21 protein-coding genes are annotated in these 19,363 nt (G+C 63.1%); 11 read left to right on the top strand and 10 right to left on the bottom strand.

Annotation, left to right across the window (positions count from 1 at the left end; translation table 11 throughout):
- Positions 1-10: 10 nt before the first annotated feature.
- The 7 genes from LH365_RS02575 to LH365_RS02545 form a co-directional block, all read right to left on the bottom strand.
- The gene (locus tag LH365_RS02575; protein ID WP_226744650.1) at positions 11-1,144 is read right to left on the bottom strand and encodes a BatA domain-containing protein; all 1,134 of its coding nucleotides are present in this window, start codon (positions 1,142-1,144) and stop codon (positions 11-13) included.
- Positions 1,144-2,100, bottom strand: coding sequence for a DUF58 domain-containing protein (locus LH365_RS02570; protein WP_226744649.1), 957 nt, complete (start codon positions 2,098-2,100; stop codon positions 1,144-1,146). The genes LH365_RS02575 and LH365_RS02570 overlap by 1 nt, the downstream gene beginning before the upstream one ends.
- 15 nt (positions 2,101-2,115) lie before the next feature.
- Positions 2,116-3,111: an AAA family ATPase gene (locus LH365_RS02565; protein ID WP_370639736.1), complete on the bottom strand. Its 996-nt coding sequence runs from the start codon at positions 3,109-3,111 to the stop codon at positions 2,116-2,118.
- An 80-nt stretch (positions 3,112-3,191) separates the two neighbouring features.
- Positions 3,192-3,935, bottom strand: coding sequence for a DUF4159 domain-containing protein (locus LH365_RS02560; RefSeq protein WP_370639735.1), 744 nt, complete (start codon positions 3,933-3,935; stop codon positions 3,192-3,194).
- A 75-nt stretch (positions 3,936-4,010) separates the two neighbouring features.
- Entirely contained in the window at positions 4,011-5,345 is a 1,335-nt protein-coding gene (locus LH365_RS02555) for a TldD/PmbA family protein (RefSeq protein ID WP_226744648.1), read from the bottom strand.
- A 24-nt stretch (positions 5,346-5,369) separates the two neighbouring features.
- Entirely contained in the window at positions 5,370-7,004 is a 1,635-nt protein-coding gene (locus LH365_RS02550; RefSeq protein WP_226744647.1) for a TldD/PmbA family protein, read from the bottom strand.
- A 312-nt stretch (positions 7,005-7,316) separates the two neighbouring features.
- Positions 7,317-8,024, bottom strand: a complete 708-nt coding sequence (locus LH365_RS02545) for a peptidylprolyl isomerase (protein WP_226744646.1) — start codon at positions 8,022-8,024, stop codon at positions 7,317-7,319.
- A 123-nt stretch (positions 8,025-8,147) separates the two neighbouring features.
- On the opposite strand from LH365_RS02545, the gene LH365_RS02540 reads away from it, so the two are divergent.
- From LH365_RS02540 to LH365_RS02510, 7 genes are all read left to right on the top strand, one after another.
- Positions 8,148-8,870, top strand: a complete 723-nt coding sequence (locus tag LH365_RS02540) for a M15 family metallopeptidase (protein ID WP_226744645.1) — start codon at positions 8,148-8,150, stop codon at positions 8,868-8,870.
- 112 nt (positions 8,871-8,982) lie between these two features.
- Positions 8,983-9,657 carry a hypothetical protein gene (locus tag LH365_RS02535; protein WP_226744644.1) on the top strand — a complete coding sequence of 225 codons (675 nt, stop codon included), beginning with the start codon at positions 8,983-8,985 and terminating at the stop codon, positions 9,655-9,657.
- Between the two features lie 59 nt (positions 9,658-9,716).
- Complete coding sequence (locus tag LH365_RS02530) at positions 9,717-10,199, top strand: hypothetical protein (protein WP_226744643.1); 483 nt, start codon at positions 9,717-9,719, stop codon at positions 10,197-10,199.
- Positions 10,196-10,684, top strand: a complete 489-nt coding sequence (locus tag LH365_RS02525) for a hypothetical protein (RefSeq protein ID WP_226744642.1) — start codon at positions 10,196-10,198, stop codon at positions 10,682-10,684. Before LH365_RS02530 ends, LH365_RS02525 begins: the two co-directional genes overlap by 4 nt.
- A 1-nt stretch (position 10,685) precedes the next feature.
- A complete protein-coding gene (locus tag LH365_RS02520) occupies positions 10,686-10,919 on the top strand; it encodes a helix-turn-helix transcriptional regulator (RefSeq protein WP_226744641.1) in 234 nt (77 codons plus the stop codon).
- A 259-nt stretch (positions 10,920-11,178) separates the two neighbouring features.
- The gene (locus tag LH365_RS02515) at positions 11,179-12,150 is read left to right on the top strand and encodes a TraB/GumN family protein (RefSeq protein ID WP_226744640.1); all 972 of its coding nucleotides are present in this window, start codon (positions 11,179-11,181) and stop codon (positions 12,148-12,150) included.
- Positions 12,151-12,206: 56 nt separating this feature from the next.
- Positions 12,207-13,034, top strand: a complete 828-nt coding sequence (locus tag LH365_RS02510; RefSeq protein WP_226744639.1) for an endonuclease/exonuclease/phosphatase family protein — start codon at positions 12,207-12,209, stop codon at positions 13,032-13,034.
- 196 nt (positions 13,035-13,230) lie between these two features.
- Here LH365_RS02510 and LH365_RS02505 read toward each other — a convergent pair whose 3' ends face one another.
- Positions 13,231-14,400 (bottom strand): glycosyl hydrolase 53 family protein, encoded by a 1,170-nt coding sequence (locus tag LH365_RS02505; protein ID WP_226744638.1) that lies wholly within the window; start codon positions 14,398-14,400, stop codon positions 13,231-13,233.
- 329 nt (positions 14,401-14,729) lie between these two features.
- On the opposite strand from LH365_RS02505, the gene groES reads away from it, so the two are divergent.
- The 3 genes from groES to LH365_RS02490 all read left to right on the top strand — a co-directional run bounded on the left by groES (position 14,730) and on the right by LH365_RS02490 (position 17,222).
- On the top strand, positions 14,730-15,020 hold the full coding sequence (gene groES, locus LH365_RS02500; RefSeq protein ID WP_107877382.1) for a co-chaperone GroES: 291 nt from the start codon (positions 14,730-14,732) through the stop codon (positions 15,018-15,020).
- 80 nt (positions 15,021-15,100) lie between these two features.
- Positions 15,101-16,744, top strand: a complete 1,644-nt coding sequence (groL, locus tag LH365_RS02495; RefSeq protein ID WP_226744637.1) for a chaperonin GroEL — start codon at positions 15,101-15,103, stop codon at positions 16,742-16,744.
- A 196-nt stretch (positions 16,745-16,940) separates the two neighbouring features.
- On the top strand, positions 16,941-17,222 hold the full coding sequence (locus LH365_RS02490) for a hypothetical protein (RefSeq protein WP_226744636.1): 282 nt from the start codon (positions 16,941-16,943) through the stop codon (positions 17,220-17,222).
- A 77-nt stretch (positions 17,223-17,299) separates the two neighbouring features.
- On the opposite strand, the gene LH365_RS02485 is transcribed toward LH365_RS02490, so the two are convergent.
- Both LH365_RS02485 and LH365_RS02480 read right to left on the bottom strand, forming a co-directional pair.
- Positions 17,300-17,674: an endonuclease domain-containing protein gene (locus LH365_RS02485; protein ID WP_226744635.1), complete on the bottom strand. Its 375-nt coding sequence runs from the start codon at positions 17,672-17,674 to the stop codon at positions 17,300-17,302.
- Positions 17,675-17,763: 89 nt separating this feature from the next.
- Positions 17,764-18,255 (bottom strand): SRPBCC domain-containing protein, encoded by a 492-nt coding sequence (locus tag LH365_RS02480; protein ID WP_226744634.1) that lies wholly within the window; start codon positions 18,253-18,255, stop codon positions 17,764-17,766.
- Positions 18,256-18,422: 167 nt separating this feature from the next.
- Here LH365_RS02480 and LH365_RS02475 point away from each other — a divergent pair, with 167 nt between their 5' ends.
- A complete protein-coding gene (locus LH365_RS02475; RefSeq protein WP_226744633.1) occupies positions 18,423-19,265 on the top strand; it encodes a hypothetical protein in 843 nt (280 codons plus the stop codon).
- Positions 19,266-19,363: the final 98 nt, after the last annotated feature.

Raw genomic sequence — 19,363 nt, 5'->3', positions numbered from 1 at the left:
TTTTGATACCTCATGGCGCGGCCCTCCGGCGGGAGGCGGTAGCCAGAATACGCTCGATCAGGAACAGGGCTGCGGCCAGCAGGGCCAGCCACGGGGTCAGGTCTTCCGCCGGGCGGGTAAAGACCGAACGCCCGGTGACGGGGATCAGATCGCGCGACGCCACCCGCGCCGGGGTAACCTGATCGGACAGGATATTATTCAATTTTTCCGGAAATTCAGACTCGATCAATATCGGAAAAGCCGCCGCGTTCAAAGCCCGAGTCAGGCGCAGCATCCGGCCCTTGCCCTCGCTTTGCGCTTCCATCAGCGGCGCACCGGTTTCATCTCGCCAGGCTATGCGGCGGTTCGGGGACTGAGGCCAAACCATCTGCGAACCGAACAGCACCGTGCCGCCGGATCGGGCCCAGTCGCGCACGCTCTGCGGCGCGTCGCCTGCGCCCAACCACACCACTACGCGGTCCTTCGGCGGCAGGGCGGCATCGGTCGCGGCGGCCTCGAACGGCGTCAGCCAGGCCGCCGAAACCGCGCGGAACCAGCGCACATCGGCGGCGCGTTCCGGCGTATGACGCACGCTCAGAACCGGACGCTTCGTCGTCATCGCCTGCGGTGCGGGCATGGCCCCGGCGACGATGCGCCAATCGACCGGGCGGCTCAGGACCGGGCGTTCGGCATCCACACCTTGCAGGGTTTGCGGCACCACGACGGTCAGTTTTACCCCTTGCGGCAGTTGCGCATCCAGTTCGCGCAGCAGGCTGCTGACCGAAGCCGTTGTTTGGGGCGCAGGCCGGTCAGTGGACGGGAAACCGGGTGCCAGCCAGTGCCGTTGCACCTCATCATCGCCCTCGCGCACCGCCGCCAAGTCTACCCCCGGCGCCACGGCGACAAACGGCTTTGCGCTCATCGGCGCGGTCAGTACCGGTCGCGCCAGCACCACCGCCAGCACGGCGATCAGCAGCAGGCGCACGATCAACAGCGGCCATTCGCTGAAGCGAATCCGCTGACGCGGCTTGGGGCGCGGATCGAGCCAGCGCAGGGCGGCAAAGGCCACGGGACGCAGTTCGTCGCGCCGCATCAGGTGGATGACCAGCGGCACGACCACGGCCAGCAAGGCCGCCAGCCCCAGCGGGAACAGGAGCGCGGGCATCACGTCTCCTTTCCTGAGGTTTTTGGACCGAAAAGCCGCCACAACGGCGCATCGACCGGCTCATCCAGCCAGTAATGCGTATGCCGCACCCCCGCCGCGAACAGCCGCGCCTCGAAGGTCTGACGTGCAGCGGCGAAGCGTTTGAGGAAGTCGGCGCGCAAGGCCTTGCCGTCGCCCAGCACTTCGGCCCCGCCTTCCGGATCGTCGAAGCGATAGCCGCCCTGAAACGGAAAGTCGCGTTCCTCAGCCGTCAGGGTCTGGACCATCAGCACTTCGCGCCCGGCCGCCGACAGCCGCGTCATCAGTTCGGTGCAGCCTTCGTCGAAACCGTCGCTGAAGACGACGACCATGTCCTGCGCGCGAATGCGGCCCCATACCGGGGACAACTGCGCCGCGGACGGAAATCCGCCTCCGGCCTTGAGCTTGAACAGTTCCAGTCGCAGCCGGTCGCGCGCCTTCAACCCCACGCCCGCATCGACCACCGCCACGCCGCGGTCGCTGAGCGCGATCAGGCCGAAACCGTCGCCCTGCCGCAGCGCCAGTTCGCCGACGCAGGCCGCCATAGCCCTGGCCGCATCGAGGCGTGACCAATCGGCTCGCGCGGCTTTTTTAGGGGTCGCATTTCCGGGCGAAAAACCGGTACCCACTTTTTCTGGAAATGCTCCGTCCCCCTGCCCCATCGACGCCGACAGGTCGAGCACCATCCATAGCCTGAGCGGGCTTTCGCGCTCGGCCTCACGCACGAAGAACTTGTCCGAGCGCGCATAGAGCTTCCAGTCGATCTGACGCAGTTCGTCGCCGGGTTCATAGGCGCGGTATTGCGCGAATTCCAGCCCCGCCCCGCGCGAACGCGAGGCATGCAGACCGATCCCCGAAGCCCCCGACGCCCGACGCGCAAACAGGCGCAGGCCTTTCAGCCTGTGGCGCACATCGGACGGGATCGGGTCGTAAGTCATCAAATCAGAGCTTGGTTATCGAAGCTTCACGGCGCTCAGGAGGGCGGCGACCACCGTGTCGGGCGCGACGCCCTCGGCTTCGGCGGCGAACGACATCAGCAGGCGGTGGCGCATGACCGGCGCGGCCAGCGCCACCACGTCTTCGCGCGTCGCCGCCAGCCGCCCCTGCAACAGGGCGCGGGCCTTGGCCGCCAGCACCAGCGATTGCCCGGCGCGCGGACCGGCGCCCCATTTGACGTAGGTGTTGACGGCTTCGGGTGCGCCCGGCGCGGGCCGCGTGGCGCGCACCAGCCGCGTGATCCAGGTCAGCAGGTCTTCGCCCACATGCACGTCGCGTACCAGCTTTTGCAGCACCAGCACATCGTCCGCCGCCATGACCTTGGGCACGGCCCCGCCACCTGCACCGGTCGTCTGACGCAGGATGTCCTGTTCCTCGGCCTCGGTCGGGTAATCGACGCGGATGTGCAGCAGGAAGCGGTCCAACTGCGCTTCGGGCAACGGATAGGTCCCGGCCTGCTCCAGCGGGTTCTGCGTCGCCAGCACGAAGAAGGGCGACGGCAGGGTGTGCGTCACCCCGGCATAGGAGACGGTGCGTTCCTGCATGGCTTCGAGCAGGGCGGCCTGAGTCTTGGGCGGCGTGCGGTTCAGTTCGTCGGCCAGCAGCAGATTGGTGAAGACCGGGCCCGGCTGAAAGCGGAAATGACGATGGCCCGTGCCGTGGTCTTCTTCCAGCAGTTCGGTCCCCAGAATATCGCTGGGCATCAGGTCGGGGGTGAACTGCACGCGGCGGAACTGTAGCTCCAAAGCCTGACCCAGCGAGCGCACCAGCAGGGTCTTGCCCAATCCCGGCACGCCTTCGAGCAGGCAGTGCCCGCCGGCCAGCAGCCCGATCAGCAGTTGCTCGACCACGTCGGCCTGACCGACAATGGCCTGGGCGATGGCCTGACGCAGGTGGCCGAGGCGGGCCAGCCTTTCCCTGATCTCGGTTTCACTGATCGACATGATGTCCATAATCCCCAAATGTGAGCCTCATCCCGAAAAGTGCCCGCTCAGACCCTGGGCCGCAGCACTTTTCGGAACAGATGAGGCGATCAACTCGATAAAGCGTAGATAACGATATTGACGGCGAATTTCGTGTTGTCTTCGGCCAGAAAGCGTTTGTTGCGCCAGTCGTAGTCCCACTCGCAGCCATAGTCCTTGTTGGAATAGAGCACGCCCAGACGGCCATCGATCTCGATGCCTTTCAGATAGTCGTGCACCAGATCGTCGCCCCAGCCGTTCAACTCGAACGCGGTGTTGGGCGGGCCGTCGAATGTGAAAAAGCTCTTATAGACGGCGTGGCTGTTGGACAGCTTTTTCAGGGCGGCGGGCCCGAAGATCGAGGCCATCTGCCGCTCGAACGATTTGGCGAACAGGCCGTCTATATCGTGGTTGCAGTCGTCGACGAAGACGAAGCCGCCATTCTTCACATAGGTCTCGAAATTGCGCCGCTCCGCCGGGCTGAAATCGACCAGCTTGTGCCCCGAAAGATAGCAGAAGGGCGCGGTCAGCATCTTCGGATCGGAAAGGTCGATCACATGCTCTTTCGGATCGACGCGCAGGGTGGTGTAGTCGATCAGCGAGGTGATGATATTGGCCGGCATGCGCTGATCGACATCCCAGTCGCCGGAAGCGTATTTCAGGCGCGTGAACCAGAAGTCGTAGGTCGCCGCACCGGCCGGACGCGCAAATGCGGCGGCCAGACCACCGGCCAGAAACGACAGAAACGCGGCACGATTCAGCTCCCTCTCCCTTAAGGGAAAGGGCTGGGGTGAAGGGGGAGTCACAGACTGCATACCGAGTCTTTTGACCTCCCCCTCACCCGGCGCGTTGCGCCACCCTCTCCCTCAAGGGAGAGGGGAGGTTTGCAACTACACCGCATCCGACAACGACGTGAACGTGAAGTCACGCAGCTTCATCGCCGGAATCATCATCACGAACGGCGATTCATCGTCGCCGACGCGCACCGGCTTACCCAGCTCTTCGATATTGTTGAGCATGATGACCGGCGACTCGTTGAAGCGGAAGTTCTTCACCGGGTGCTTGATCTGGCCGTTTTCGACATAGAAGGTGCCGTCGCGCGTCAGGCCGGTCAAAAGCACGGTCTGCGGATCGACCATGCGGATGTACCAGGTGCGCGTGACCAGAATACCCTTCTGCGTCGAACGGACGAGGTCCATGGTCGACTTGGTGCCGCCTTCCATGATCAGATTGCCCGGCGAGGCGTCGGCGGTCTTGCCCTGCTTCTGCGCCCAGAAGCGCGAATATTGCAGATTGACCACCTTGCCTTTTTCGATGATCAGCAGGCGTTTGCGCGGCAGGCCTTCGCCGTCCCACGGCAGAACGGCGGCTTCCGGATGCGACGGGTCGGCGTAAAGCGTGACGCGCGGGTCGTAGACCTGTTCGCCCAGCTTGTTGCCGCCGCCTTTTTTCGACAGGAAGCTGCGGCCTTCGTCGGCCGAGCGGGCGTCGAAATAGTTCATCATGAAGGAGATCAGGCCCGCCGTGGCGGCCGGCTCCATGATCACCGTGTACTTGCCGGGCTCCAAAGCTTTGGCATCGGCGGATTCGGCGGCCTTCTTCATGGCGATTTGGATTTCGGTGTCCGGCTTAAAGGCCGTCACGTCCTGAAGGTTGCGCGCCACCCAGCCCGAACCGCGCCCGTCCTCGGTGCGCACCGTGCAGGTATAGTCCATCGAGGTCGACTTCTGATAGCCGAAATTGCCATTGGAATTGGCGAAGGCCGAGAAGCCCTGCCCGTCCGACAGGAAGCCGGCGGCGATCAGCTTGGCCTGCTTGCACGGGGCGATCGACTTGGCCGCCACCTCGGCGCGCTGTTCCGGCGTCACGGCGGCGGTCGCCTCGGTGAAGGTTTTGGTCGGGGTGTAGGTCTGCTTGCCCACCGCCGGCATGAATTCCGGATTTTCCGGGGCCAGCCTGGCCAGATCCTCGGCGCGGCGCACCACGCGCTCCAGCGAGGCGTCGTCGAAGGCGTTGATCGTGGCGATGCCCACGCGCTTGCCGAAGGCCACCTGGACCCCCAGTTCGGTATTGGTGACGATGCCGCTGGTCGAGACGTTGTTCAGCGCGAAACGGATATTGCCGTTGATGGCGCCCGACAGGGTGGCGGTGCATTCGTCGGCCTTCGACAGCTTGATGACCTTGTCGAGAATGGCCTTGGCTTCGGCTTCGGTAAGGATGCCCATTTCAGTAATCTCCCAATCAGCCGGTTAACCGAGCGACCGCGCGGTGTTGATGACATTGACGCCGTTGAAGCGGGTGGTGGAGGAACCGTGCGACACGGCCGATACCTGACCCGGCTGACCCTTGCCGTCGAAGAAGGAGCCGCCCATGCGGTAATCGCTTTCGTCGCAGATGGCAGCGCAGGCGTTCCAGAATTCCGGCGTGCGGATCTGATAGGCCACGTCCTCGATCATCTGGGTGATCTTGCCGTTCTTGATCTCGTAGAAGAGCTGGCCGCCGAACTGGGCGTTGTAGCGCTGCTGGTCGATCGAGAAGGAGCCGTCGCCGACGATATAGATGCCGTTTTCGACGCCCTTGATCATGTCGGCGACGCTGAGCTTCTTTTTGCCGGGCTCCAGCGAGATATTGGCCATGCGCTGGAACTGCACCGACGACCACGAGTCGGCGTAGCAGCAGCCGTCCGATTCCGTCTTGCCCAGAATATGGGCCTGATCGCGGATGGTCTGGTAATCGACCAGCTTGCCGTCACGGATGATGTCCCACTTCTTCGTCTTGACGCCTTCGTCGTCGTAACCGACGAAGCCCAGCGAACCGAACTGCGTCTTGTCGGCGACGATGTTGACGATGTCCGAACCGTACTGGAACTTCGCCTCGCGCTTGTCCAGCGTGGCGAAGGAGGTGCCGGCGTAGTTGGCCTCATAGCCCAGCACGCGGTCCAGTTCCGTCGGGTGGCCGACGGATTCGTGGATGGTCAGCCACATATTGTTGGGATCGAGCACCAGATCGTACTTGCCCGGCTTCACCGAAGGCGCTTTCAGCTTTTCGCGCGCGTGTTTCGCGGCGGCGATGGCGTCTTCCTTCATGTCGTAGCTGAGGCCGTAGCCGGTGACGCCCGCCGGATCGACGAACTTCTGCTTCGCGTCGCCGTCGAGATATTCGTAACCCAGACCCATCGGGGCCGACAGGCCGTCGCGGGTGCGGAACTTGCCCGACTCCTTGTCGATGGCGGTGACCGTCATCGGGGCCCAGATGCGGTGGACGTCCTGATCGATATAGGAGCCGTCGGTCGAGGCGAAATACTTCTGCTCGTTGACGAGGAACATCATCGAATTAACGTAGTCGGCCCCGGCCTTCAGCGCGGCGGCGTTGACGTCGATCAGCATGTCGGCCTTTTCCTTGATCGGCACGTTCAGGCTGTTCTTCTTGATCGGCGTCTTCCACGTCACCTCGCCCACGCCCTTGACCGGCGCCAGCTTGACCGGAACGGTCTGGATCTTGGCGTTGGCCTTGGCGATGGCGACGGCCTGTTTGGCGGCCCGGGCCACGGCGTCGGTCGTCATGTCGTTGGTGGCGGCAAAGCCCCAGGCCCCGTCGGCGATGACGCGGATGCCCACGCCCAGCGACTCGGTATTGACCACGTTCTCGACGCGATCTTCGCGCGTGATGACGAACTGACGCAGGTACCGCCCGACGCGCACGTCGCAATAGCTGGCGCCCGAAGACGTGGCGGCGTTCAGACCGGCGTCAGCCAGCGTCTTCTTCACCTTGACGTCGATCGTCTCCTGCAGCACTTCGGCGGCGACGGCGCGCCCGTAAAGCGACGGCACGAGCAGGCTGCCCGCCGTCAGCCCGGTCAGGGCCAGAAAGTCGCGTCTTTGCACGGCGTATCTCCTTTGAGATTTGGAAAAGATGCCCGGAAGTAAATGGATTCAACCCCGGAACGCCGCGCTCCCACGCCCGCTCCGTTACGGCTGAGACGATCATCGTGTCAAAAAAGCGTCAAGTTGCTTTTTGTTAATAAACGCCGATTTGAGATATTTTATACAGAAATTCATATCGTCCCTCTCCCTTGAGGGAGAGGGGTTGGGTGAGGGGGTGAAACACCGCGTTTATAATTCCCCCTCACCCGGCCCAAAGACTATCGTCTTCGCGCCACCCTCTCCCTCAAGGGAGAGGGATATAAGAACGTCCCCCTAATTCAGCCGCTTGGCCGACAGCACCTTCACCGGTTCTTCGAGGTTCTGGCCGTCCCAGCCGCCTTCGACCTTCTTTTTGGTGATCTTGCCGTTGAGGATTTTTTTCACCACGCTCATGCCAGACACGACCTTGCCGAAAGCGGCATAACCCTGATTGTCGTCTTCCGGATCGCCGTCGGCGCGGCCGGCGTCCATATAGCTCATATCGCCGACCGAGATGGTGAACTGGTTGCTGGCCGTGCCCACGGCATAACGCGCCGTGGAAATGGTGCCGTCGGTGTGCGACAGGCCGGTCTGCGACGTCGGCTCGTGCGGGATCGGCGTAAAGCGATGACCCGACGCCTCGACCTGAATGAAGCCGCCATTGCCCGACTTCATGGCGCGCCAGAAGCTGGCGTCGGTCATTTTCCCGGAATCGACATATTGCAGGAAGTTGGCGGTCGAGATCGGCGCGCGTTTGCCATCCAGTTCGACGACGATATCGCCCTTGGTGGTCTGGATCAGCACGCGCACCGAATCCGGCGGCACGGCCAGATCGCGATAGAGCGGCTTGGGCCTGGCCGGCGCGGGCTTCGGCGCTTCGACCTTTTCGGCGGGCTTTTCCTGCGAGGGGAAACAACCCTGCAGCCCCGCCGCAGCCAGCAAGGCCACCATGCCGATCATCCATTGCCGCCGCTGCGTCATCATCTTCACCCATCTTGCCATTTACCTCCCACTATCGGGATTTCCGCCGCCTTGGCAAGCAGGGGGCGTGCCCTCATTCGCGCATAATCCGGCCACGAAGACGCGCTATAAAACCACCCTCAATCCCGCGTACATCAACCCCGAATGCACACCCCCTTAGTCAAGCGCCTCTCGCGCGTCATCGCGCCCCTGTTCGTCTTTTCAGGCCTTGCCGCTCTGGTCGCCTGCGCCGGGCGTTTGCCGATCGCTACCTTCCACACCCTTATCGAAGATATGGCCGAGCGCACCACGGCCGCCTTCCCGGCCTATGTCGATTGCCGCGAAGCTTTCGGCGAGCCTGCCCGTGTGACCGGCACAGGCGTTACCGACACAGGCGTCAGCGCCGACCCGCAGTGGGTCGCGGACAATCTCGTAACTGTGCGCCTGCCGTGGAAAGCCCACGCCGCCTGGGACGCGAAACTGCCTATCCGTACGCTTCAGGTGCACCGTCTTGCTGCCCCCTCGCTGGAGCGCGCGCTCGACCGCATCTGGACCGAGGCCGGACAGAGCCAGACCGAGATCAGACGCCTCGGCCTCGACGCCGTGGGCGGCGGCTACAATTTCCGCCCCATCCGCACATCGGAAGGTGCATCGGGAAGGTTGTCGACCCACGCCTATGGCTGCGCCGTCGATTTCGACCCGGCGCGCAATGCGCTGGGCGACGCCGAACCCAACCTGGCCCTGCCGGAAAACCGCTACGTCATCGACGCCTTCCGCGCCGAAGGCTGGGTGTGGGGCGGTCACTGGCCGCAGCCGGACGGCATGCATTTTCAGGCCGCCCGACTGCCCGCCGAAGACAGCCGCAAGGACACCGCTTCGGGTCGCTGACGATTCCGCTTTACGTTCGGACAATCAGTGGTAACGCTTAAGAGCGCATCCCAAAAAGTGTGCAACGGTTTTTGGACCCAGATGCGCGACAAAGATAAAGAGGGAGCGCGCCATGATCCAGGGCCCCAAGCTCGATAGCCTGTTACCGCCACTCTCGCCCGAAGACGTCGCCGGGATGGACGACGAACTGACGCGGCTGCGGCGGCTGATGGAGCGCGGCGAATCCGCCGGTCTGGCCGGTGGGCCGATCCTGCTGTGGTGGGGTGGCGTTCTGGGCATCGGTCATCTGTGCATGAGCCTCGCCTATGCCGGCCTGCTGCCCGCCCTGCCCTATGGCCTGCTCTATTTTGTCGCCGGCCTGATCGGCACGGTGGTGATCGCGGTGCGCGTGCGCCGCCACAGCCTGTTGTCCAACTGGCGCACCGAAGCCGTCTCGGCGGCGTGGCTGTTCGCCGGGGCCGGCATCTTCGTCTATTCGGTGGGCAGCTTCGTCGCGGGCGTCTACAGCCCCGTCTCCAACATGGCGTTTCTGGCCGTCGTCTTCGCCCTGATCAGCGCGGTGACCGGCGCGGCCTGCCGCCGCGACTGGATGATTATTCCCTCCGCCGGGTGGCTGTTGATGTCGGGCCTGACCTTCCTCTTCGACGACAACCATGCCCTGCGCACATTGGCGTTTTCGCTGTCGGCCTTTGTGCTGATGGCGGTGCCGGGCTGGGCCCTCACCGATCTGGCCCGTCAGGCGCGGCAGGTGAAACAGGCGCTGGGGCTACGGCTCACCGGCTCTTGACTTTAAGTTTTATTTAAATTTATATACCTCTCGGATAAATAAATCCGAGGGAGTTTCTCATGTTCGCTTCCAAATGGCCGTTGAGCCAGATCGGTTGGGCCAGCCGCGCCGTCGTCCTGCTGGTCGGCCTCGCCTGGCTGCGCGAACAAACCGCCGCCATCTCTGACCTGCCCTATGTCGAGGGCGATCTGTGGCGCAACCTGATCCTGATTTCCGCATACTGGGTGACCATGCTGGCCACCGGCTTCTACCTCGCCGCCGCGTGGTGCGCGGGCAGCGGCTTCCTGCGGCTGGACAAGGGCGCGGCCTTCGGTCCCGCCTTGGTCAGAGGCCTGCGCGAAATCGGCGGCAACCTGATCGCCGGGGCGCTCACCGCCATCGTCTTCGCCCCGACTGTGCTGCCCATCATCGAAGACCGTTTCCGCGGCGTGCGCTACGATTTCGAAGTCGAACCGCTGACCATCGGATGGATCGGGCTGCTTTTGTGGCTGATCACCGCAGCAGGCGAAAAGCTCCAGACCGAGATGGAGAGTTTCGTATGAAGGCGTTTATTCTTAAAATCCTCATCGGTATCCCGTTGGTAACCATGGTCCTGCTGACGGTCGTTCAGTTGCCAAAACTATGGGCGCATATCGGCCATCGGCCCGACATTTTCGGTCTGGCGCTGATGCAGGGCGGCTTGCCGCTGTTGCCCTATGCCTTCTTCGCTATGGCCCTGTGGTTCGCCGCCGACATGATCGCCCGTGTTCGTCCGGATGCGCCGCTGGAACCGGTCCTGTGTAAGGGCCTGCGTCTAAGCGGGGCGGGGTTGGTCCTTGGCGGTCTGGCTATAGGGCTGAACGTCACGCCGTGGGTATGGCGCGAGGTTTATCACAATACCGGCCGGCAACCCGGCGTCGCGAATGACGTCCTGCTGACCCTGACCTTCGTGGCTCTTGGGCTGATCCTGATCGGTGTCGCTCAGCGCCTGCGTACGCTTCAGGCCCGGCGTGAGGCCCTGTCGGCGGAACTGGAGCAGTACGTCTGATATGCCGGTCAATGTAACGCTCGATGTGATGCTGGCCCGGCGCAGGATGCGGGCCAAGGATCTGGCGGCGCGGGTCGGCATCTCGGAAACGCAGATGTCGCTTCTGCGTACCGGCAAGGTGAAGGGCATGCGCTTCGACACCCTGTCGAAGATTTGCTTCCTGCTGGAGTGCCAGCCGGGGGATATTATGGAATATCTGCCGGACGAGGGTGATCTGGCTGTGAAGGGGGAGTAACGCCATTTCATACCTCCCTGGCTATGCCGGGGAGGGGGACCGCACGAGCGAACGCAGTGAGTGAGATGTGGTGGTGGGGTATCTTGCGGACATTCAGCCTGCGAAACCGCTGGGCCGTTTTAAGAACCCCCACCACCGCATCTAGCGCTTCGCGCGTCGTGCGGTTCCCCTCCCCAGTAAACTGGGGAGGTATGATTCAGAATGCCCCATTTCTGTCACGGCGATACGGCCTTATATGGCGCTGATGAGGAACCCCGCCATGCGCCTACCCGTCCTTCTCACCGCGCTCATGCTGACCGCGCTGCCCGTCGCCGCGCAGGAAACCCTCAGCGACGGCCAAACTCTCCGCGAAGGCCGGGCCATCCGCGACGGCGAGGAATGGATCACCGACGTCGTGGTCACGGCGCGCCTGCCCGGTCCGGCCCTGTGGCGCGTGCGCAAGGGCGACAGCCAGGTCTATGTGCTGGGGGCCATGCCGGTGATGACCAAGCGCGTCTCGTGGGATTCCAGACGCGTCGAGCGCGTTATCGGCCTGTCCAACGTGCTGCTGACCGCGCCAGAAGCGAAAGGCGGGCTGATCGGCGGGACGCGTCTGCTGATGGACCGCCGCCTGCCGCTGGGCAAAAAGCTGGACGAGGTGTTGCCCGCTCCCCTGTCGCAGCGTTTCAACGCCCTGATCGATGCGCATGGTCTCGACCGCGAAAAATACAAAAAGCTGTCGCCGCTGTGGGCCGCCGCCGCGCTGCGCGAAGACGTCTACGACAAGGCCGGCATCGCCACGCGCGATCCGGAAAAGACCCTGCTGCGTTTCGCGAAGGCGCAAAAACTGAAAACCCAACCGTCGGGCAATTTCTCGGTGGCGAAGACGCTGGGCCGCATCGACGATTTCAGTCAGCCGCAGCAGATGGCCTGCGTCGCCGCCACGCTGGACGAGATCGATTTCGCGCTCAAACACGCCCGCGCCGCCACCGAGGCCTGGGCCGTCGGCGACCTTCAGACCGTGCAGCGCCTGTCGCCCGATTCCGCGCTTCTGGCCTGCCTCGAAGGCGCGCCGTCGACGAAAGCCATGCTGGGCAAGGCGGTGGAACAGACGGTCGGCTCGATCACCGACGCCCTGCAAACGCCGGGCAAGTCGCTGATCGTCCTGCCCCTGTCGGCGTTGCTCGCGCCCGGCGGGGCGTTGCAGCAACTGGAGCAGCAGGGCGCGACGGTGACGACGCCGGCTTTATAGCCGCCTTCATAGGAATGTCATTGGACCGCACCCGCCGCCGCCCGTAAAATGCGCGTATGAAACGTCTGCTCCTGCTCGCCGCCGCCCTGCTCGTCGCCACTCCGGCCACCGCCGAGACCCTGCGCGTGATGAGCTACAATATCCGCTACGACAATCCGCAGGACGTGCCGCCGTGGCCGGAGCGCCGCCCGCACATGGCCGCGCAGATCGCCTTCCTCGCGCCGGACGTGCTGGGCGTGCAGGAGGCCCTGCTGCCGATGGTCGACGACCTCGCGCAGGCGCTGGACGGTTATGCGCACTACGGCGTCGGCCGCGACGACGGCGCGAAAGCGGGTGAGACCACTACCGTCTTCTGGCGTCGCGAACGCTTCGAGAAGCTGTCGGCGACGACGCAATGGTGCGGCCAGACGCCGGACACGCCGTCGAAGGACGCCGACGCTGCCCTGCCGCGCACCTTCACGCGCCTGATCCTCAAGGACAAACGCAGCGGGCAGGTCTTCGACGTGCGCAACGCCCATTTCGACCATGTCGGCGTCAAGGCGCGCGACAATTGCGCGGCGCAGATTCTGGCCCTGCCGCAGGTGCCGGGCGCGCGCCTGATCGTGCTGGGGGACTTCAATACCGGTCCGGACAGCGCGCCGTACAAGCGCTTTACCGCCGACACCAGCCCCCTGAAAGACGCCCGCAGCGAGGCCGCCGTCCGTTTCGGTCCTCCGGGCACTTTCAACGGCTTCGACATCCGCCGCACGGATGGCGAGCCGATCGACCATATCTTCGTCGATCGCGCGCTGAAAGTGACGCGCTTCGCCACCCTGACCGACAGCTTTACGGGCAAGGTGATTTCGGACCACTTCCCCGTCGTCGCGGATGTGGAACTGAAGTAACTTATACCTTCCCGCTGGCGGGGAGGGGGACCATGAGCGGAGCGAGTGGTGGTGGGGTGGCTAGCGATCTATCCATCCGCAGATGCATTGCCGCTCAAGCAAGAAACCCCACCACCACATCTCACTCACTGCGTTCGCTTGTGCGGTCCCCCTCCCCAACAAGTTGGGGAGGTATGATTAGGTTGAGGCGATATGATTACTTCGCGTAATCCTTCGCCATCTGGCGATAGAGGCTCAGCAACCCGTTGGCGTCGTAGCGCCCGCCGATAGTGCGTTTGTGTTTCGGGGCCTCGGTCGCAGGCGCCGCACCGGGGGCCTCTGCCGCGTTGATCCCCTGCGACAGCAGGTTAGGACGCGGGCCTTCGCCGGCGTTTTCGCCGTCCTTGTCGAAGATGGCCTCCTGATGCCGCGTCGGCTCCCAGATATAGCCGCCCCAGGCCCCGGCCTTATACGCAATATCGTTCACATAGCGCTTGCGGCTTGAATATTCCGCGACGAAGACGCCCATCTCAGGATAGCGCTTGCCGAAATTGGCGAAGGTGTTTTCCCAGTCGCCTTCCGCCGCCTGCTGATAGCAGGAAAAGCCCACAGCATCGCAGCGCACATCGCGCGCCCTCAGGCTGTCGGTCCAGTGCTTCACGATCTCCCAGTGCCGCCCCAGATGGTTGTGCACGGCGGTCTTGGCTTGCGGCGTCGCCTCGTGCACGCCCGCCAATCCCGCCTTGAGCAGGGCGGCGAAACGGTCGAAACCGCCCGCGCCCGGCACGTTCAGATGCACGGCGTCGGTCTGCGGATTGCCGGTCGGCACGGGCAGCGGCACCCGCCCGTCAGGCCACAATGTGCCAAACGTCGTCTCATTGCCGATCAGCACCAGATCGGGCGCGACACCGGCCGTCTTCATAGCGGTGAGGCTGTCGCGCGTATGGGCGTGGACGGCCTCGACCAGCCTGTCGAAGGGGAGGTCCTTCCACGCGGCGGGTTTGTCCTGATGCTGCGGATCGGCCCAGGTGTCGCTGTAGTGGAAGGTCAGGCTGAGGTGGAAGCCGCGCGCCCGGATACGTTTGGCGAAGGCGATGGATTGGTCGAGGCCGCACCATTTGGCCTGCGGGTCTTTTTTCGAATAGCCGTTTTCCGGATCGACAAACACCCTTAGCTTGATGGCATTGAACCCCGCGCCTTTGAGGATGTCGAGCGGGTCTTTCTGCACGCCGTTCTCGAAAAAGACCGCGCCCTGCGCCTCGTCCTGCGGAATCCACGAGACGTCGGCGCCGATCAGGTACGGCCACGGCCGCGCCGACGCAGCATGCGCGGTGCTCGACAGGGCCAGAGCGCCCATGCCCAGCCCCAGTTGACGACGATCGATCATGTGTGGTTTCCCTGTGTTTGGTTTTGTCGTTCTACGCTTCAGGCGTGGTGTTCCGTTTCTCTCATATCTCCCCATCCATCCGGGGCGGTATCATTTCTTTACGGCACCCGGCCCAGACTATCGGCTTCGACGATGCCCGCACAGGGCCGGTCCTCTCTTCCGCGCCATATCAGTCGCCGATGGTCGCCCTTGAATTTGGCGCAAAAAATTCACATTCATCCACAACTCAAATCCTTGACTCTCGCGGGCCGTGATCCTAACTCAGGGGCGCGTTGGCACTCGCGAGCGCTGAGTGCTAACACATCCACGAATAACATCGGAGACATCACATGAGCTTTCGTCCGCTGGGCGACCGCGTCCTCGTGAAGCGCGTTGAAGAAGAAGCCAAGACCAAGGGCGGGATCATCATCCCTGATACGGCTAAGGAAAAGCCGCAGGAAGGCGAAGTCGTCGCCGTCGGACCGGGCAACCGCAACGACAAGGGCGAGCAAGTCGCTCTCGACGTGAAGGCCGGCGACCGCGTGCTGTTCGGCAAGTGGGGCGGCACCGAGGTCAAGCTGGACGGCGAAGACCTGCTGATCCTGAAAGAATCCGACATTCTGGGCGTGGTTGAACGCTAACGCGTTCGGGCGGGGCCTCTCTGAGCCCTAACCGCCCCCTCGTCCTGTTCTGAAATTACGCAACCAAAGGAACACCCGAAATGGCTGCTAAAGACGTACTGTTTGCCTCGGACGCGCGCGACAAGATCCTGCGCGGCGTCAACATCCTCGCCAATGCGGTGAAGGTCACCCTGGGCCCCAAGGGCCGCAATGTCATCCTCGAAAAGTCCTTCGGCGCCCCGCGCTCGACCAAGGACGGCGTCTCGGTCGCCAAGGAAATCGAACTGGCTGACAAGTTCGAAAACCTGGGCGCGCAACTGATCCGCGAAGTCGCCTCGAAGACCAACGACAAGGCCGGCGACGGCACCACCACCGCCACGGTTCTGGCTCAGGCCATCGCCGTCGAAGGCCTGAAGTCCGTCTCTTCCGGCCGCAACCCGATGGACCTGAAGCGTGGCATCGACAAGGCCGTCGCCATCGTCATCGCCGAAATCAAGGCCTCGTCGAAGCCGGTCACCTCGAACTCGGAAATCGCTCAGGTCGGCACCATCTCGGCCAACGGCGACACCGAAGTCGGTCAGATGATCGCTGACGCCATGGCCAAGGTCGGCAACGAAGGCGTCATCACCGTCGAAGAAGCCAAGACCGCCGAAACCGAGCTGGATGTCGTCGAAGGCATGCAGTTCGACCGCGGCTACCTGTCGCCCTACTTCGTCACCAACCCGGACAAGATGGAAGCGGTTCTCGAAGACCCGTACATCCTGATCTTCGACAAGAAGATCTCGACGCTCCAGCCGATCCTGCCGATCCTCGAAGCCGTCGTGCAGTCGGGCCGCCCGCTGCTGATCATCTCCGAAGACGTCGAAGGCGAAGCGCTGGCGACCCTGGTCGTCAACCGTCTGCGTGGCGGTCTGCGCGTCGCGGCCGTCAAGGCGCCGGGCTTCGGCGACCGCCGCAAGGCCATGCTGGAAGACATCGCCATCCTGACGGCTGGTCAAGTGATCTCCGAAGACATCGGCATCAAGCTTGAGACCGTGACCCTCGACATGCTGGGCCGCGCCAAGAAGGTGACGATCACCAAGGAAACCACCACCATCGTCGACGGCGTCGGTGAAAAGGCCGAGATCGAAGGCCGCGTGGCTCAGATCAAGCAACAGATCGAAGAAACCACGTCGGACTACGACAAGGAAAAGCTGCAAGAGCGTCTGGCCAAGCTGGCCGGCGGCGTCGCGGTCATCCGCGTCGGCGGCTCGACCGAAGTCGAAGTGAAGGAAAAGAAGGACCGCGTTGACGACGCCCTGAACGCCACGCGCGCTGCCGTGGACGAAGGCATCGTTCCGGGCGGCGGCACGGCTCTGCTGAAGGCTTCGAAGAAGCTGGCCGACCTGACCGGCGACAATGACGACCAGACGGCCGGTATCGCCATCGTGCGCCGCGCCCTGCAGGCTCCGATCCGTCAGATCTCGGAAAACGCAGGCGTCGAAGGCTCGATCGTCGTCGGCAAGATTCTGGAATCGGACGACGCCACCTTCGGCTTCAACGCTCAGACCGAAAAGTACGTCGATCTGGTGGCTGACGGCGTTATCGACCCGGCCAAGGTCGTGCGCACGGCGCTGCAAGACGCCGCTTCGGTGTCGGGCCTCTTGATCACGACGGAAGCCGCCGTGGTCGAAAGCCCGAAGAAGGAAGCGGCTCCGGCTATGCCGGGCGGCGGCATGGGCGGCATGGGCGGTATGGATTTCTAAGCGCCTCACCTTCCAATGCAGGCTAACGCCCGCATCGGAAGGTGGCTTTAGACCATACTGTGAAAATTTTTCTCGAAGCGGTTCTTCGAAAAATTTTCGAGTCTTATGTGGAAAGAGCGGGTCTCACGACCCGCTCTTTTTGCTTTGAGCACTACCCGGTTTCTGAGACAGTCGCGTTGAATGAAGAAATCGCTCGATGAACGAATTACTTGAAGACTATGAAATTCATATCTTCTGCGAGACGGAAGACGGCAGCCTAAATGATATGCAGACTCATTACCCGACTGATTTTGGTTACGTGCTTCCCGCCATAGGTGATGAAATACCACACCCAATGAGTTGGTCGGGCGATGTTACGCAATACAAAAGCAATGGCTTCTTAGTCGTTAAACGGCACATTTTTTTGTATCATGACGGAAAAATAGTTCTAATTTGTAAATACAAACAAGCCACTATTTACGATAGGGACATCTACTAACTTATACCTCCCCAGCTCCGCTGGGGAGGGGAACCGCACGAGCCGCCGAAGGCGGTGAGATGCGGTGGTGGGGGTTCTTATATCTTTGAAAAACGCGCCGCTCTTTCCAGTGCCAGCAACCTCACCCCATCCGCGACAGCATCAGCATCCCGGTACACATCAGCGGCGGCGAGGCGGCAAACCTCAAGGCCCTGCGACTGTAACCACGCATCGCGCGTCGCGTCTTTTTCCGCCCGTTCATCCAGACTGTGTAAGGTGCCGTCCACCTCAACAGCCAGCCGTGCCTTGAAGCAATAAAAATCAAGGATATACGGACCGACAGCGTACTGGCGCTTGAAGATGAGCCCATCGGTGCGATGTTTCAGCCGTTCCCACAGCAACCATTCCGGCGTGGTCAACGCTTTGCGCATCTGTCGAGCCAGAGCGGTCTTGCGCTTGATGGCGTCGTTCATCGTGTCCCCCTCAAGATACCCCACCACCACATCTCACCACTTCGTGGCTCGTGCGGTCCCCCTCCCCGGCATAGCCGGGGAGGTATGATTCACTCCGCGTCCAGCGTTGAAACCATCTCATCCAACTGATCGAACTGTTCGTCGAAGCCGCTTGTGGCGCCCGATACCATGGCCTCGTCCAGCGCCTCTTTCGACGGATAAAGGTCGTGCCAGACGACCAGTGTCTTGTCCCTGCGTTCCTCGAAGGTCACCGTGCTCACGGCCCCCTCTTCGCCGCCTTCCTCGTTCGTCCAGACGATGCGGGCGTCGGGCACCACCTCGATATATTTGCCGAAGAAGGCCATCGGCTCCGGCATCGACGGATGGCTGATCACCAGCCGATAGCCGCCACCGGTGCGCACGTCCATTTCGCAGGAATGAATGGTCATGCCGAACGACCTGGGCGTCCACCAGCGTTGAAACAGCGCCGAATCGCTCCACGCCTTGAACACGAGGCGCGCCGGACCGTCGACGGTCCGCGTCACGACCAGTTCGCGATCCGACACCCGCTCCGTCGTGGTATTACCCTTTGTCCCGTCCATCGTCTCTCTCCTTCTGTTTCAATGCCTGAACGACCTGATCCAGCGCGGCGAACGAAGCGTCGAGACGGGCGGCGGAACACTGAACCATTTAGCTCAATATTGACGCGCAATGGCACCCAATGCAGGTCATTTATCCCCGCCGCGCCAACCGCGCTTATCCTTAGGCGATGGCTAGACCCAAGCGCACGCCTGAGGACAATGCCGCGCTGCGGGCGCGGGTCGCCCTGCTGCGCGATTTCGCGGACAAGATCGCCGCCACGGTCGAGGCCCTGCCCGACCCCGAAACCTATCGCGACGGAGAGCGCGCGGCGCGCACCCTGATGGTCGCCGATCGCATCGTCTGCCATCTCCCCGAAGAAATGGAAGGCAAGAGCGAAACCCCGGCCGCGCGGCAGCGCCTGCGCGAGGCCGCCGACCGGCTGCTGGCCCTCGTCACCGCCCTGCCGCAGCCCCAAACTCATCTGGAGGCCATCCGCGCCGGGCGTTTCATCCTCAGCGCCGAGCGCCTGTTCACTCAGCTCTATTCGCCGCCGGTCCCCCTCGACCTCGGCCCGCCGCCTCGACGCGCACTTACGGAAGAAGAGCTTACCGAGCGTTTCCTCAAGCAGCTCCGGCGCTTCAATGGCTGGGCCGAAGGCCATGCCGAACGCGTCGGCAACTGGTTTGACGGCGAGACGTGGCCGGAGGCGCGGCCCGCCGATCCGCACTGGCTGACCTATGGCGATAAGGCGATACTGGACGAGACCGATAAGCCGCTGTGGGACCGCTTTACGCGCATCGCCGCGCGCCGCGCCAATGCCATTACGCAGAGCGAAGCCCACGCGACAGGCCGCTGGCCCGACGGCAAGGCCTTCGATCCGGAGGTTCCCCGCCCCGACTACTGGGCCGTGTCACGACGCTTTGCCTATGTGATGCGCGACCTTCCGACCCCGCCCGGCATGCACAAAGACGAAACGCCCTGCGGAAACGGTTATCCGTGGTGGCTGGTCCACATCGAGGACAGCAGCTAGATCATTATGTTTTCTTATAGAAATAATCTGGATTTTGCTTACGCCCTCGCCGGGCGGTGGCTCCGCCACCTTGGCCGCCGCCGCAATGGCGGCTTGAG

It is taken from the genome of Asticcacaulis sp. AND118 (genome assembly GCF_020535245.1).
GTDB lineage: Bacteria > Pseudomonadota > Alphaproteobacteria > Caulobacterales > Caulobacteraceae > Asticcacaulis.
The sequence above is the reverse complement of the archived record's forward strand: the minus strand, read 5'-3'. Positions and strand labels throughout refer to the sequence as shown.

Excerpts from the sequence above, each read along its gene's own strand:
- LH365_RS02575 (WP_226744650.1), bottom strand. The coding sequence starts at position 1,144 with ATGCCCGCGCTCCTGTTCCCGCTGGGGCTGGCGGCCTTGCTGGCCGTG.
- LH365_RS02570 (WP_226744649.1), bottom strand. The coding sequence starts at position 2,100 with ATGACTTACGACCCGATCCCGTCCGATGTGCGCCACAGGCTGAAAGGC.
- LH365_RS02565 (WP_370639736.1), bottom strand. The coding sequence starts at position 3,111 with ATGGACATCATGTCGATCAGTGAAACCGAGATCAGGGAAAGGCTGGCC.
- LH365_RS02560 (WP_370639735.1), bottom strand. The coding sequence starts at position 3,935 with ATGCAGTCTGTGACTCCCCCTTCACCCCAGCCCTTTCCCTTAAGGGAG.
- LH365_RS02555 (WP_226744648.1), bottom strand. The coding sequence starts at position 5,345 with ATGGGCATCCTTACCGAAGCCGAAGCCAAGGCCATTCTCGACAAGGTC.
- LH365_RS02545 (WP_226744646.1), bottom strand. The coding sequence starts at position 8,024 with ATGGCAAGATGGGTGAAGATGATGACGCAGCGGCGGCAATGGATGATC.
- LH365_RS02540 (WP_226744645.1), top strand. The coding sequence starts at position 8,148 with ATGCACACCCCCTTAGTCAAGCGCCTCTCGCGCGTCATCGCGCCCCTG.
- LH365_RS02535 (WP_226744644.1), top strand. The coding sequence starts at position 8,983 with ATGATCCAGGGCCCCAAGCTCGATAGCCTGTTACCGCCACTCTCGCCC.
- LH365_RS02530 (WP_226744643.1), top strand. The coding sequence starts at position 9,717 with ATGTTCGCTTCCAAATGGCCGTTGAGCCAGATCGGTTGGGCCAGCCGC.
- LH365_RS02525 (WP_226744642.1), top strand. The coding sequence starts at position 10,196 with ATGAAGGCGTTTATTCTTAAAATCCTCATCGGTATCCCGTTGGTAACC.
- LH365_RS02520 (WP_226744641.1), top strand. The coding sequence starts at position 10,686 with ATGCCGGTCAATGTAACGCTCGATGTGATGCTGGCCCGGCGCAGGATG.
- LH365_RS02515 (WP_226744640.1), top strand. The coding sequence starts at position 11,179 with ATGCGCCTACCCGTCCTTCTCACCGCGCTCATGCTGACCGCGCTGCCC.
- LH365_RS02510 (WP_226744639.1), top strand. The coding sequence starts at position 12,207 with ATGAAACGTCTGCTCCTGCTCGCCGCCGCCCTGCTCGTCGCCACTCCG.
- LH365_RS02505 (WP_226744638.1), bottom strand. The coding sequence starts at position 14,400 with ATGATCGATCGTCGTCAACTGGGGCTGGGCATGGGCGCTCTGGCCCTG.
- groES (WP_107877382.1), top strand. The coding sequence starts at position 14,730 with ATGAGCTTTCGTCCGCTGGGCGACCGCGTCCTCGTGAAGCGCGTTGAA.
- groL (WP_226744637.1), top strand. The coding sequence starts at position 15,101 with ATGGCTGCTAAAGACGTACTGTTTGCCTCGGACGCGCGCGACAAGATC.
- LH365_RS02490 (WP_226744636.1), top strand. The coding sequence starts at position 16,941 with ATGAACGAATTACTTGAAGACTATGAAATTCATATCTTCTGCGAGACG.
- LH365_RS02485 (WP_226744635.1), bottom strand. The coding sequence starts at position 17,674 with ATGAACGACGCCATCAAGCGCAAGACCGCTCTGGCTCGACAGATGCGC.
- LH365_RS02480 (WP_226744634.1), bottom strand. The coding sequence starts at position 18,255 with ATGGACGGGACAAAGGGTAATACCACGACGGAGCGGGTGTCGGATCGC.
- LH365_RS02475 (WP_226744633.1), top strand. The coding sequence starts at position 18,423 with ATGGCTAGACCCAAGCGCACGCCTGAGGACAATGCCGCGCTGCGGGCG.